Source organism: Halochromatium sp. NSM3, assembly GCF_059621085.1.
Map to the genome: position 1 here is coordinate 48,956 of NZ_JCAQIA010000017.1, position 13,779 is coordinate 62,734.

Annotated in this window: 12 protein-coding genes and 2 pseudogenes; 5 read left to right on the forward strand and 9 right to left on the reverse strand. The window is 62.8% G+C overall.

Annotated features, from left to right (window positions below; all coding sequences use genetic code 11):
• The first annotated feature begins 69 nt into the window (after positions 1–69).
• From AC54T3_RS09165 to AC54T3_RS09175, 3 genes are read left to right on the forward strand one after another with little or no spacing between them, the layout of a single operon-like run.
• Entirely contained in the window at positions 70–435 is a 366-nt protein-coding gene (locus tag AC54T3_RS09165; RefSeq protein ID WP_496624150.1) for a PepSY domain-containing protein, read from the forward strand.
• Complete coding sequence (locus tag AC54T3_RS09170; RefSeq protein WP_496624151.1) at positions 435–1,112, forward strand: response regulator transcription factor; 678 nt, start codon at positions 435–437, stop codon at positions 1,110–1,112. The genes AC54T3_RS09165 and AC54T3_RS09170 overlap by 1 nt, the downstream gene beginning before the upstream one ends.
• A 25-nt stretch (positions 1,113–1,137) precedes the next feature.
• Positions 1,138–2,505, forward strand: coding sequence for a sensor histidine kinase (locus AC54T3_RS09175; RefSeq protein ID WP_496624152.1), 1,368 nt, complete (start codon positions 1,138–1,140; stop codon positions 2,503–2,505).
• Between the two features lie 231 nt (positions 2,506–2,736).
• Here the strand turns inward: AC54T3_RS09175 and AC54T3_RS09180 are convergent, their stop codons facing one another.
• From AC54T3_RS09180 to hsdR, 9 genes and pseudogenes are all read right to left on the reverse strand, one after another.
• On the reverse strand, positions 2,737–2,970 hold the full coding sequence (locus tag AC54T3_RS09180) for a thioredoxin family protein (RefSeq protein ID WP_496624153.1): 234 nt from the start codon (positions 2,968–2,970) through the stop codon (positions 2,737–2,739).
• Positions 2,967–3,169: pseudogene (locus AC54T3_RS09185) on the reverse strand (GDCCVxC domain-containing (seleno)protein). The gene AC54T3_RS09180 and the pseudogene AC54T3_RS09185 overlap by 4 nt, the downstream one beginning before the upstream one ends.
• Positions 3,170–3,181: 12 nt before the next feature.
• Positions 3,182–4,144: a permease gene (locus AC54T3_RS09190; protein WP_496624155.1), complete on the reverse strand. Its 963-nt coding sequence runs from the start codon at positions 4,142–4,144 to the stop codon at positions 3,182–3,184.
• A 796-nt stretch (positions 4,145–4,940) separates the two neighbouring features.
• Positions 4,941–6,233, reverse strand: a pseudogene (gene arsJ / locus AC54T3_RS09195) (organoarsenical effux MFS transporter ArsJ); the annotation flags it as partial.
• Positions 6,234–6,246: 13 nt separating this feature from the next.
• Entirely contained in the window at positions 6,247–7,308 is a 1,062-nt protein-coding gene (locus AC54T3_RS09200) for an ArsJ-associated glyceraldehyde-3-phosphate dehydrogenase (protein WP_496624156.1), read from the reverse strand.
• Between the two features lie 163 nt (positions 7,309–7,471).
• Entirely contained in the window at positions 7,472–7,855 is a 384-nt protein-coding gene (locus tag AC54T3_RS09205) for a metalloregulator ArsR/SmtB family transcription factor (protein ID WP_496624157.1), read from the reverse strand.
• A 129-nt stretch (positions 7,856–7,984) separates the two neighbouring features.
• Complete coding sequence (locus AC54T3_RS09210; protein ID WP_496624159.1) at positions 7,985–8,821, reverse strand: LysM peptidoglycan-binding domain-containing protein; 837 nt, start codon at positions 8,819–8,821, stop codon at positions 7,985–7,987.
• A 59-nt stretch (positions 8,822–8,880) separates the two neighbouring features.
• On the reverse strand, positions 8,881–10,242 hold the full coding sequence (locus AC54T3_RS09215) for a TrpB-like pyridoxal phosphate-dependent enzyme (protein WP_496624160.1): 1,362 nt from the start codon (positions 10,240–10,242) through the stop codon (positions 8,881–8,883).
• Between the two features lie 169 nt (positions 10,243–10,411).
• On the reverse strand, positions 10,412–12,811 hold the full coding sequence (gene hsdR / locus AC54T3_RS09220) for an EcoAI/FtnUII family type I restriction enzme subunit R (protein ID WP_496624161.1): 2,400 nt from the start codon (positions 12,809–12,811) through the stop codon (positions 10,412–10,414).
• A gap of 337 nt (positions 12,812–13,148) precedes the next feature.
• On the opposite strand from hsdR, the gene AC54T3_RS09225 reads away from it, so the two are divergent.
• Positions 13,149–13,460, forward strand: a complete 312-nt coding sequence (locus AC54T3_RS09225) for a type II toxin-antitoxin system RelE/ParE family toxin (RefSeq protein WP_496624162.1) — start codon at positions 13,149–13,151, stop codon at positions 13,458–13,460.
• Positions 13,453–13,728: a helix-turn-helix domain-containing protein gene (locus AC54T3_RS09230; protein WP_496624163.1), complete on the forward strand. Its 276-nt coding sequence runs from the start codon at positions 13,453–13,455 to the stop codon at positions 13,726–13,728. Before AC54T3_RS09225 ends, AC54T3_RS09230 begins: the two co-directional genes overlap by 8 nt.
• The last annotated feature ends 51 nt before the right edge of the window (positions 13,729–13,779 follow it).

The window sequence follows — 13,779 nt, forward strand, 5'->3', positions numbered from 1 at the left end:
CGCCGCTTTAATGAAGAGCAGCCACCGCAGCTTTATCGCGGTGGAGCCTGATGATTGGAGTGTCCATCCATGCGCCATGCCATCCTCATTGGCCTCCTGAGCCTGTTCCCCCTGCAGGCTGGCGCCGATGATCATGTGGATGCCGGCGGGTCCGCTAGGCATGAGTCGCCACGGGATCACGAGCGCGCGCACGATCATGATCGCGCGCGTGCGGCCCGTCTGCGTGGTGATATCCAGCCGATCGCCGAGATACTGCGTCACATTGGCTTACAGGCGCCGGGGGAAGTGATCAGCATCGAACTCGAACGCGAGAAGCATGACGGCCAGCGGGTCTGGGTCTACGAACTCAAGATACTGACCCCAGACGGGCGTCGGTTGGAAGTCGAGGTCGACGCCCGTGATGGACGAATCCTGGAACTGGAGGACGAGGACTGATGCGCCTGCTCTTGGTGGAAGACGATGATCAGGTTGCCGAGACGGTGACGGCTGGTCTGACAGCCGCCGGCTTTCTGGTCGAGCGCGCGCGCGACGGGCGCGATGCCTGGTTCATGGGCGACACCGAACCCTATGCCGCCGCTATCCTCGATCTCGGGCTGCCGGGACTCGATGGACTCTCGGTGCTGCGCCAGTGGCGCGCCGCCGGTCAGCGGCTGCCGGTGCTGATCCTGAGCGCGCGCGGTGACTGGACCGAGCGCGTCGAGGGCATCGAGGCTGGCGCCGATGACTATCTGCCCAAACCCTTTCGGCTCGAAGAACTGCTTGCGCGCGTGCAGGCCCTGATCCGCCGCGCCGCCGGACAACCGGCGCCCGTCCTCGTCCAGGGTCCCTTCCGGCTCGATACCCGGCGCCAGACTTTGAGTCGCGATGGTCTGCCCATCCATCTCTCGCTCCAGGAATACCGTCTGCTCAGCTATCTGATGCAGCAGGCCGGGCGCGTCGTCTCGCAACAGGAGCTGACCGAGCAACTCTATGCGCAGGATTTCGAGCGCGACTCCAATTCGGTGGAGGTGCTGGTCGGGCGGGTTAGGCGCAAGCTCGGCGCCGAGCTGATCCAAACCCGGCGCGGTTTCGGCTATTTGATCGAGTCCGATGACACCTCGAACGCTCCATAACCCCAAAGCTTGGGTCCGCCGTCGCATGAAGCCCCCATCCCTTCGGGCGCGACTCTGGATCGGCGCGCTGATCTCGATATCGGTGGCCCTGCTGATCGCCTGGCTGGGGTTGGCGAATCTGTTCGAGCGTCATGTCGAGCGTCATCTCGGCGCGGAATTGGAGGTGCAGCTCAACCAACTCGCCGCCGCCGTTGAGATCGCACCCGATGGTTCGCTGCGTCTGACCCAGGACCTGCACGACCCGGTATTTACACAACCCTTGAGCGGGCGTTATTGGCAGATCGACCGCCCCGGACAAGCCGGTGTTCTGCGTTCACGTTCGCTCTGGGACGAGGTGCTGACACTGCCAGAGGACGAACTCACCCCAGGCCTGGTGCATGCCCATCGCCTGCCGGGGCCGGATGGACAGTTGCTCCTGGTGCGCGAGCGACGTATCCGGGTCGTGGCGGCGGACACCGCGCCGGTCGAACTGCGGTTGATTCTGGCTCAGGATCGCGCCGAACTGATCGCAGCACGCGCCACCTTCGCTGCCGACATGCGCCCCTATCTGGGGCTGATCGCGCTCCTGCTCGCCTTGGCCACGCTGATCCAGATCCAGACGGGTCTCGCGCCCCTGGAAGCGCTGCGCCGCGAGATCGGCGCCATCCGTGCCGGTCGCGCCTCACGGCTCGCCGCAAAGGCTCCTGATGAGGTCCGTCCGCTGATCGCCGAGGTCAACGCCCTGCTGGAAGCGCGCGAAGGCTCCGTTGAGCGGGCGCGCGCCTGGACCGCCGATCTCGCCCACGGACTCAAGACCCCGCTTAGCGTCCTGGCGACCGATGCCGAGCGGCTGCGTCAGGCTGGTCATCCGGACCTGGCCGAGGACTTGGATCAACTCGCCCTGACGATCCGTCGGCGCGTCGAGCGCGAGCTGATCCGCGCCCGTGTGCGTTCCGGTCATCCGCCGCATGCCGCGCGCGCTGAGGTCGTCGAGCATCTTGCACGCCTGCTCCGCACCTTGGAGCGCACGCCTGATGGTGAGCGGATCGACTGGCGGATCGCGGCCCTGGAGCGGGTTGCCGTGGCGCTGATGGCGGACGATCTGCTCGAACTGCTCGGCAATCTGCTGGAGAACGCCGCGAAATGGGCCGCCGAACAGGTCGATATCCAGGTATCGACCTCAGCGGATGGACAGATCGAGATTCGGATTGCTGACGACGGCCCTGGCGTTGCGCCCGCACACTGGCCGCGACTCGGCGAGCGCGGCCTGCGACTCGACGAGCGTCAGGCAGGGACCGGGTTGGGGCTGGCCATCGTGCGCGATGTGGTCGAGGCCTATGGCGGCACGCTCGGCTTTGGTCGCGCCGAGGCGGGCGGTCTGCTGGTGTGGGTCAGACTGCCCGAAGCCTGTTGAGACGAATGAGCCGCGCACCGGACTCGAGAGGTCGAATTGCCTCCGGCTCAGCAGGTCTCCACCGCAAAGCCGACCACCGTGCGCTGCTCCCGGCTGAATTCGATGCCGACCAGGTGAATGGGCTGACCGATGCGACGATACCAAACGCCTCTTCGAACGCGTGCGCGTGAAGCGCTTCCTTCGTGAACATCGAGGCCCCGGCGCTGACGATTAACCGACGCTGTCGGCGTTCTAGCGAACCCAGTCACGCGCCTGATCCGGCCCCGGCACGCCGCCGGAGTGCACGACGACGCCATCGACGACCACGCCGGGGGTCGACATCACGCCGTAGCCCATGATCGCGGCGATATCGGTGACTTTTTCAAGTTCGATTTCGACACCCACCTCGGCAGCGGCCTGGTTGATGACCTTGGCGGTGATCTCGCAGTTGCGGCAGCCGGAGCCCAGGACTTTGATCTGTTTCATGATGGATTGACCTCGTCGTTGGATTGACAGCAGCCCCCGCAGCCGTCGGTCTGCACCGGCGGGCAGGGCGTTTCGCCGTAGGAACAATAGACGCAGCAGTCACCGGGCTTGGGTTTCAGCAGGCGTCGGTGGGCATCTGCTCCGTGCGACTGAAATCGCAATCGGGGCAGTGAATCGTGGAGTCGAGCTTGACGTTCATCTCTTGGGTGCCTCAGGTGATCACATTGAAGGTCCAGCCGACCAGCACGAAGGACACCCCGAGCACGCCGGCGAACAGCGCTAGCGCCTGCCAGCGGATGACCTTGCGCAGGATCAGCATCTCCGGCACCGAGAGCGCCGCGATACTCATCATCAACGCCAGCACGGTGCCGACCGCGACGCCCTTGCCGAGCATCGCCTCGGCGACCGGGATAACGCCGGTGGCATTGGAATACAACGGGATGCCGACCAGCACCGCGCCCGGCACGGCCAGCCATTGACCGTCGCCGAGGTTGTCGATCACCCATTGCTCCGGCACGAAGCCATGGAAGAGCGCGCCGACGCCGATACCGATGAACACCCACTTCCAAATCCGGCGCAGGATCTCACGCACCTCGGCGACCGCGAACCGATGCCGACCCCGCAGGCTGGTATCCGGGCGCAGTGCGGCGGTCTCGCCCATCTGGATCTTCCAGACGTAGTCCTCGACCCAGCGCTCGGGCTTGAAGTGCTGCATGATGATGCCACCGAACCAGGCGACGACCAGCCCGGCGGCGATGTAGAGCAGCGCCAGCTTCCAGCCGAGGATGCCGATCAGCAGCACCGCAGCGACCTCGTTGATCATCGGCGAGGCGATCAGGAACGAGAAGGTCACCCCGAGCGGGATGCCGGCCTCGACGAAGCCGATGAACAGCGGCACCGAGGAGCAGGAGCAGAACGGCGTCATCGCGCCCAGACCCACGGCCAGACCGCGCGCCTGCCAGTCGGGGCGACCGCGCACGAACTCGCGCACCCGCTCCGGCGAGACCAGCGCGCGCAGCAGGCCCATGATGTAGATGATGATGACCAAGAGCGCGAAGATCTTGGCCACGTCCATGACGAAGAAGTGCAGCGCCGCACCGGCGGCGGAATCGGGGCTCAGGCCGAAGAGCGAATAGGCGATTAGGTCGCCCAGCGAGGCGAAGGGATCGAGCATGAGGGCTCCAGAATGGGTGGTCGCGGCCAGACTTGCGCCTTGGCGATAGCCGCATCTGGGTACAAGGATAACACATGCGTTTTTTCATATATTTGATTTGCCGCAGACGGCGACCGAGCCCGGACCGGCATGGACCGACCATTGTTCGAGGTCTGTGCACCGCTGGTGGGCGCGTCCGCAGACGCCCTGGGCTGGCGGCGATTTCTTCACGGTCCTAGCGCTAGGTGGGCATGATCTCCAGCGCCGAAGCCGGAAGTTGCCCAGCAACGGCGGACTCGAGGCATACCTGAGCCACCATGCCGATGGCAAAGCCCGCTTGCGCTGGAAGGCGTGCCTCGAACACGCGCTGACCGGTCTCCGGGTCGAGGGCTGGCCAAGCGCGCGTCAGCCTGAGTTCGATGGGGCTGCCCGAGACGCCGTCGAAGCGGGCCTGCAGCCTTTGGCCGATGGCTAGGCCGTGTGCTCGCGACCCGTCGACGGAGAAGCGCAGCACCAGGCTGTTCGGATCGAAGAGTTCGAATAACAGCGTCTGCGCCGCGACCTCGCGTCCTTCGACGCGCACATGCGCGCGCGCGATGGAACCGTCCCAAGGCGCCTGGATGCTGTGCTCGGCGGTGTCGGCTTGGGTCGGCACGATGCGCAGCAGGACCTGTCCGAAGCTGACCGCGTCGCCCTCACGCGCCGAGCAGCCCTGAACCCGACCCGAAATGGGCGCATAGAGTTCGGCTAGCCGCGTCGGCTCGACGACGCCGCTTGCGTCGGCAAGGGCGGGTTGCGGCGGCGCGGCGGGAAGGGCGGCTGCTTGGGGAGCGCGCGGCAGCCAGAGCGAGAGCAGGGCGGCGGCGAGCACGAAGCCGGTCGACCACCAGAGGCAGCCCTCGAGCCCCTGGGTCTGGTAGATCAGGCCCGAGAGGACGGTGCCGGCGAGCCGACCACCGGCATTGGCCATGTAATAGAAGCCAACGTTGAGCGCGACCTTGTCGGCATCGGCATAGGCCAGGATCAGGTAGGAGTGGACGGCGGAGTTGATGGCGAAGACGACGCCAAACAGCATCAGTCCGCCGATCAACACAGCGCCCTGAATCTCGGCCGGCGAGGCCGCCGCGAGCCAGCCAAAGTCCGCGCCGGTGACATCGCTCAGCGTCGTCACCAATTCCGGCGTGAGCCCTGGCCCCTGCGTCATGCCTAGCGCGATGCTGGCCGGGATCAGCGCCAGCACCAGCGCGCCGAGCAGCGCCGTGCGCCCGCCGGGGCCCTGCCCCTGCTTGTTCGGGCGGATCAGTGCCGGGGCGCCCGCCTGGACGACGCCGTAGCCGATGACCCAGAGCGCGAGGAAGGCGCCGACTGCGGTGTAATCCCAGCCGAGCACGTCGTAGAGGAAGACGGGCAGCGCGACCACGAACCAGATATCGCGGGCGCCAAACAGGAAGAAGCGCGCGGACGAGAGCCAGTTGATCGCCGGTGTATTGGAGAACACCTGAGTGAACTTGGCCTTTTCCTTGAGCTTGCCGACGCCGGATGGCAGCAGCGCGATGGTAATGACCATCACCAGGAACAGCGCACCGGCGAGGATGAAGAGTGCGTTGCGGAAGCCGAACGCCTGCAGCAGCGCGGCGCCGACGAAGAACCCCGCGCCCTTGAGCGCATTCTTGGAGCCGGTGAGCACGGCGACGTACTTGAACAGCTTGGACTCGCCGGCCGCCCCTCCACCGGTCAGGGTCTTGACCGTGGCCTTGGCCGACATCTTGTTCAGGTCCTTGGCGATGCCGGAGAGGGCTTGGGCGGCCATCACGTAGACGACGCCGAGCCAGGCATCGGGCACCGTGAGCATCATTAGCGCAAACACCTGTAGGCCCATGCCGATGTGCATGGTGAGGTTCAGGCCGATGCGCGCGCCGAGCCAACCGCCGACCAGGTTGGTGACGATGCCGAAGACCTCGTAGAAGAGGAATAGCATCGCCACCTCGAACGGGGAGTATCCGAGCTGGTGGAAATAAAGCACCACGAGCATCCGGATGGCGCCGTCGGTGATGGTGAAGGCCCAGTAGCCGGCTGTTACCGTCAAATAGTTGCGGGTGTTCTTGTCCATGCGCGTGCTGCCGCTAGAGCGATTCGGCGACCAGCTCAGCGATATCGACCATGCGGTTGACGTAGCCCCACTCGTTGTCGTACCAGGCATAGATCTTCACCTGGGTGTCGTCGATGACCATGGTCGAGAGGGCGTCGATGATCGACGAGCGTGGGTCGTTGAGGTAATCGACCGAGACCAGTGGGCGTTCTTCGTAGCCGAGGATGCCGGCGAGTTCGCCGGCGGCGGCGGCTTTGAGTAGGGCGTTGATCTCCTCGGCGGTGACCTTGCGCGCGGCCTCGAAGACGAAGTCGGTCAGCGAGGCGTTGAGCAGGGGTACGCGCACGGCGTGGCCGTTGAGCTTGCCTTCGAGTTCGGGAAAGATCTTGGTGATGGCCTTGGCGCTGCCGGTGGTGGTCGGGATCAGCGATTCGCTGCAGGCGCGGGCGCGGCGCAGGTCTTTGTGGCCGAGGTCAACAATACGCTGGGTGTTGGTGATGTTGTGGATGGTGGTCATGCTGCCGTGATTGATGCCGACCTGCTCGTGCATGACCTTGACCAACGGCGCCAGGCAGTTGGTGGTGCAGGAGGCGGCGGTGAGGATGCGGTGCTCGGCCGGATTATAGCGGTCGTGATTGACGCCGTAGACGATGTCGAGCGCGCCCTTGGTTGGCGCGGCGACGATGACGGTCTTGACGCCCTGGTCGAGGTAGCCTTGCAGCAGTTCGGGTTGTTTGTGATGTTTGCCGGTGGTTTCGAAGACGATGTCGCAGTCGGACCAGTCGCCTTCGGCGATGGTTTTGTGTTGGCTGTACGCGAGCGTCTGCTCGTCGATGACAAGCTGCTCGCCAGTGCCAGTGCCAGTGCCAGTGCCACCGGTGCTCGCCGTCGTGCCGTTGCAGGCGTGGTTCCAGCGCCCGTGTACCGAGTCGAACTGCAGCAGGTGGGCGGAGCCTGCGGCGTCGCAGGCGATCTCGTTGATGCGGGTGAAGGTCAGGTCCGAGCCAGTGCCTGGACCGGCTGCGCGATCCATGGCGGCCCGCAGTGCGAGCCTACCCATGCGACCAAAGCCGTTGATGCCGATGCGGATGCTCAAGGGGCCCCTCCGAGGGTTGTGGTGTTTGATGCGAGCACGTTGCGCCTGATCGGTGTTGATCCAGGCTAAGGCTAGTTCAACATATATGGATGAACAGATGTTTACGGAACGATGACAGCTGATTGACGTGCATCGCGCGGCGGCACCGAGCGATGAACCGCTGCTAGGACAATACGCTGGGCTTGGGAGCCTGCTGGGCGCAGCGCGGTGCGTCGGGGCGGTTAGGCATGGCGCCCAAGGTATGGACGTCATCGATGAAAGGGGAGGCGCTCCGCAGACCGAGCTTGGTGTCGCGCAGCACCGCTTTGGCCCAGTCGGGCAGAGCCGGATTGATGCGGTAATAGATCCAGGTGCTTGCGCGTCGGTCCGTCACCAATCCCTGCTCGCGCAGTTGCGCCAGATGGCGGGAGAGATGCGGTTGACTCACGCCGATCGCATAGGTGAGTTCGCAGACACAGAGTTCGGAATGCTGGGCCAACAGCATGAGTGTTCGCAGTCTTGTGTCGTGGGCGAGAGCGCCAAACAAGGCGCTAGGAGCGATGGTCATGGGCAAAAGCGTCTTGCATGTCCTGCGGCGAGGTGGGGCAGCCGGATTGTGGATTCGCGCGTTGTTGGACACGGGCTCACGGGTGGATGAACGGCACCCAAACGAGCGAACTGACCGCTAGGGGATGACTTAGGGGATGACCAGGGTAAAACCAGGCAGCACCTGATCGGGATCATCGAGCAGGTGACGGTTGGCCTCGAAGATGCGCTGCCAAGCCTGGGCGTCGCCATAGACGATCGCGCTGATGCGCCCAATCGAATCGCCTGGGCGCACGCGATAGACGGTTCGGCTGCCCTCTGTGCGGGCAAGCAAATACTGACTGTGATGCAGCTCATGCTCGGTTGCGCGGATTTGTTGCCAGAGCTGGGGATTGTTGACACCCTGTCCTTCGCGCATGAGTTGCGCGAGTGTCTCGGCATGCTGCCGCGCTTCGGCCTGAGCCTGCGCCGCGCTGAGGGTGCCGCCTTCCGGGGCCGGTAAGCGCGCGCGCAGCTCGTCGAGCTGGGTTTCGAGCCGCTGTTTTGCGTCCGCGCGGCGCTCATCGGCGGCACGCAGCCGTTCGATCTGGGCCTCACGCTGTGCGAGTTGCTGCTCCAGGTGCTGGATCCGAGCCTCGACACCCCCGAGCCGATCCTTGTGCTCGCGCAGTCGCAGCTCCGCTGCGGTCAGTTGCGCGCTGTGTTTCTGCGCCGCAGTATCGCGTTGTTGTTTGAGCTGCTCGATCTCGTCGCGCAGCGCAGCCTTCTCCCTCTCGATCTGGTCTAAACATTCTGCGGCCGGGGCGCGTTCGTTGGTGACACGGGTCTTGTCCTGGTCGCTCGATGCTGGAGGCGCTTCATCGGCCAATAGGGTCGCGGTACAGAGTAAGAGCGCGCAGGCGCCTGACGTTGGCCAGATGCCGGCGAGGAAAGACCGGCGATGCTGCCCGTTTCGATTCGCCTGGGTGTTTGCAGAGGGTGTGAACATAGCAAATCTCCATCGGTGAGGGTCGCAACGGACGCGCGTTCAACGCTGTGAAGGCTTGTCTAGCAGCCGCTCGGCAGTCCAGCGAGGGCCATCGCCATCTCGCCTTCGTCGTAGCGCAGATCATTGAGCTTGCCTTCCTTGTAGTCCATGTAGGCCTGCATATCGAAGTGGCCATGGCCACAGAGGTTGAACAGGATCGCCTTGGACTCACCCGACTCGCGGCACTTTTCGGCCTCATGGATCGCGGCGCGCACGGCATGATTGGCCTCGGGGGCTGGCAGGATGCCCTCGGCCTTGGCGAAGCGGATGCCGGCGTCGAAGCACTCGAGCTGGTTGTAGGAGCGCGGCTTGAGCAGACCGAGGTCGGCCAGATGGCTGATCTGTGGCGCCATGCCGTGGTAGCGCAGACCGCCGGCATGGAAGCCCGGCGGCACGAAGCCGGAACCAAGCGTGTACATCTTCACCAATGGGGTCAGCTTGGCGGTGTCGCCATAGTCGTAGGCGAAGCGGCCCTTGGTCAGCGTGGGGCAGGCCGAGGGTTCGACAGCGATGAACTCGGTCTTGAGATCATGGCGCAGGGCCTGATGCAGGAACGGAAACGCGATGCCGGCGAAGTTGCTGCCGCCGCCGGTGCAGCCGATCACCAGGTCGGGATAATCGTCGGCCATCTGCATCTGCTCGATTGCTTCCAGCCCGGTCACGGTCTGATGCAGTAGCACATGGTTGAGCACGCTGCCGAGCGCATAACGCGTGTCGTCGCGTTGCACCGCGAGTTCGACCGCCTCGCTGATGGCGATACCGAGGCTGCCGGTGCTGTCGGGATGCTCGGCGAGGATGGCGCGGCCGGATTCGGTGCGGTCGCTCGGGCTGGCGATGCACTCGGCGCCGAGGGTTTCCATGTAGGCGCGCCGATACGGCTTGTGGTTGAAGCTGACCTTGACCATGAAGACCTGGATCTCGAGGTCGAAGAAGGTGCCGGCCAGCGCGAGTGACGAGCCCCATTGGCCGGCGCCGGTCTCGGTGGTGATGCGCTTCACGCCCTCGGCCTTGTTGTAGAAGGCCTGCGGGATTGCGGTGTTTGGCTTATGCGAACCGGCGGGGCTGACGCCCTCGTACTTGTAGTAGATGCGCGCCGGGGTATTCAGCGCCTGCTCCAGGCGCCGGGCGCGGAACAGCGGCGCCGGGCGCCATTGGCGATAGACCTCGCGCACCGGCTGCGGGATCTCGATCTCGCGCTCGGTGCTCATCTCCTGCTCGATCACGGCGCGCGGGAAGATCGGCGCGAGATCGTCGGGCGTGATCGGTTGTTTCGTCCCCGGGTGAAGCACCGGTGCCATCGGCTCGGGCAGGTCGGCGTTGATGTTGTACCAGAACTTCGGCAGGTGCTCTTCGTCGAGCAGGTACTTGACGCTATCGCTCATGATCGTTCTTTCGGTGTCCCCAGGGTGGATGCTGCAGTGTGTTATGCACGAGCCGCCGGTTCGCTAACGCTGCTGCAACCGGGGCTCGGGCCGCTTCGGCGTGGATGATGCACGCCGAGAGCATCGGCAAGTGTGCCAGGTTCTTGGTGCCGGCTGAAGAGCCTTAACTTCAATACAAATACTGCTGAAACCCCACGAAGACTTCTCGAATACTGCCCACAGGCCCCAGCTCCCGCACCGCATCGCCGACGCTGTGGTACTTCAATTCGATCAACTGCGGCAACTTCGCCGTGTCCAGTTCGCACACGCCCTGAGCGACATAGTGATCGAGGACGAACCGCAGGAATTCCTGCTGTCGGTAGTCGTGGCCATGGAAGATGCGCTCCTTGTGGGCATCGACCCGCTCGGCTCGGGTCACCGGCGCCCTGTTGAAGGCGATGTAGGTCAGCACATCGTAGAGATCGCCGTGCTCGGCCTCGATCAGCTTGCCGACATCGGCCAACTGTTGCCTGCCATAGCCCTTCTCCTCCAGCCCCTCCAACAGCTTCTTCCGGGTATCCGGGCGACCCCACAGGCGGCGTAGTTCGTCCTCGTTCTTGAACAGCTCGGGCAGATCGCCGAACAGGCGCTGGATGAACTGGGCTGCGGAGATGGGCTTGCCGTCCGGACCCCAGAAGCTCGTGGCGGTCATGTGCTGGATGGTGCGTTCCTTACCGTCGGCCAGCCGGATCTTCACCTTGCGGCGTTTCTCGCAGAGGCAGGGCCTCTCGCCGCAAATCTGGCAAGGCTCCGGCGGCCCCTTCTCGCACACACAAGGCCGCTCGCCACACACCGTGCAAGGCTGAGGCGGCGGCCTGGTGCAACTGCACGGGCTCTGACCGCATTGATCGCAGGGCTCAGGTGGCAGCGGCTCGCCATCCCACTCCGGATCACTGAAGTGCTCGTAGGCCTTCACGAAATCGTGGATGGTGAAAGAGTCCTTGCCATCGAACAGCCGCGTCCCCCGGCCGATGATCTGCTTGAACTCGATCATGCTGTTCACCGGGCGCATCAGCACGATGTTGCGGACATTCCTGGCGTCCACACCGGTGGAGAGCTTCTGCGAGGTGGTGAGGATGGTCGGGATGGTCTTTTCGTTGTCCTGGAACTGCTTCAGGAAGCGCTCGCCTTCCTTGCCATCGTTCGCCGTGACGCGCTCGCAATAATGGGGATCGGTGCTGGTCTTGAGCTGGTTGATCAGGTCGCGGACCGCCAGGGCATGTTCCTGGGTGGCGCAAAACACCAGCGTCTTCTCGCGCGGGTCGATCTGGTCCATGAACAGCTTCACCCGATAGCGTTCACGTTCCGCGATCTCGATGACGCGGTTGAAGTCATCTTCCCTGTAGCGTCGACCTGACTCGACCTCGCCCTCGATCACCTGGTCATCGGGCGCATAGACATAGTCATCCAGCGTCGTGGCGATCTGCCGGACCTTGAAGGGCGTCAGGAAGCCATCGTTGATGCCTTCCTTCAGGGAGTAGATGTACACCGGATCACCGAAATAGGCGTAGGTATCGGCGTTATGCGTGCGCTTGGGGGTGGCGGTCAGCCCGAGCTGCACGGCGGGCTGGAAGTACTCCAGGATGCCCCGCCAGTTGCTCTCATCGTTGGCGCCGCCCCGGTGGCATTCATCGATGATGATGACATCGAAGAAATCCGCCGGGTAGTCCCCGAAGTTGGGTGCCGGATTGCTCGCTGCATCGCGCCCGGTCATGAACGTCTGGAAGATCGTGAAGAAGACGTTCCCGTTCTTGGGCACCCGGCCCTTCTTGCGGATGATCTCTGGATCGATACGCACCAGGGCGTCCTCGGGAAAGGCGGAAAAATCGTTGAAGGCCTGGTTGGCCAGGATGTTCCGATCCGCCAGGAACAGGATGCGCGGCTGTCGGCCAGGGGTCCCGGAGGCGCGTGCCATCAGACTCCAGCGGGCATGGAAGAGCTTCCAGGCGATCTGGAAGGCGATGGCGGTCTTGCCGGTGCCGGTGGCCAGGGTCAGAAGGATGCGATCTCGACCCGCCGCAACGGCCTCCAGCGCCTGGTTGATGGCGTTGTGCTGGTAATAGCGCGCCTGCCAGAACCCACCCTTGTCCTCGAAGGGGACCGCGCCGAAGCGTTCCCGCCAGGTGTCTTGAACACCACCCTCCACGCCGAAGGTCTCCACCCACAGCGCATCGGGAGAGGGCCAGGCATCCACCGGCCCCTCCGTGCCCGTGCCCATGTCCACACGGTAAATGCCGTCGCCGTTGGTGGCGTAGGCAAATCGGGTCTGCAAACGCTCGGCATACCGCTTGGCCTGGGCCAGCCCCTCGGTCACCGGCAAGCTGCGCTTCTTGGCCTCGATCACCGCAAGCTTCTGGCCGCGATAGATCAGCACATAGTCGGCGATATCCTGCCTGGCCCGTTTGCCGCCGCCCTGTAGCCGGCCAAGAGTGATCACCTCACGCCGCACCCGGCTGGCCTCCACCACGCCCCAGCCTGCCTCCTTCAGGGCCGGGTCGATGAGTTCAGCGCGGGTTTCGGCTTCGTTCATGGCAAATTCCGTTTAGTTCACCAGAAGTTCCTGGTACTGGTCCCATCGGGACGGCGTTCCGTTTTCGCGTCTTTGGCAAGTTCTTCGATCAAAACCACTTGACATGTTCGAATTTCTGCGGATAAGTTCGATATGCATTCTAGCACCATAAGTGTGCTATGCAAATTGAACCTTATCCTTGCTTGCAACCTGAATGTTTCAGTATGCGCACAAGCGAATACACTTTAGCTGCGGAACCTATACGCCACATCAATCACTGGCGATAGGTTAACAATCATGTTAACCTTGAGGCATGAGAGAAATCCTATTTTACCGCACGGAGTCGGGATCATCCCCTGTGGAAGAGTTTCTTGACTCATTGGAGAGTAAGCAAGCCCAAAAAGTTGCGTGGGTTCTACAACTGATTGAAGAATTAGATGTTGTTCCTGCACAATATTTTAAGAAACTTGTGAACACTGATGACCTATGGGAAGTCAGAGCTCAAATAGGAGGGAACATTTTTCGTATCTTAGGGTTTCTTGAAAGTGACCGCTTGATTGTTCTTAATCATGCTTTTCAAAAGAAAACACAAAAGACACCAAAGCAAGACATCAAGCTGGCTGAATCTCGTAAATATGATTATCTTCGCAGGAGCCAATCGAATGAGTGATTTACAAAAGTACATTAGCAATAGAAAAGCAGAGGATCAAGACTTCTTGAACGGCTTTGATGAAGGGTATCAGTCCTTAAAAATCGGCGTATTGTTAAAACAAGCAAGAGAAGCATCTGGATTAACGCAACAAGAAATTGCCGAAAAATTACATACAAAGAAATCAGCAATCTCTCGTATAGAAAACCACGCTGAAGATATCAGGTTGTCAACCTTAGAAAAATTTGCGGCAGTTCTTGGGAGAAAGCTTGAAGTTTCAATCAGGTAAGGCAGCTAACATGCGGCTCAACTCGGACCAACCAAAGCGGTGCGGTTTTCG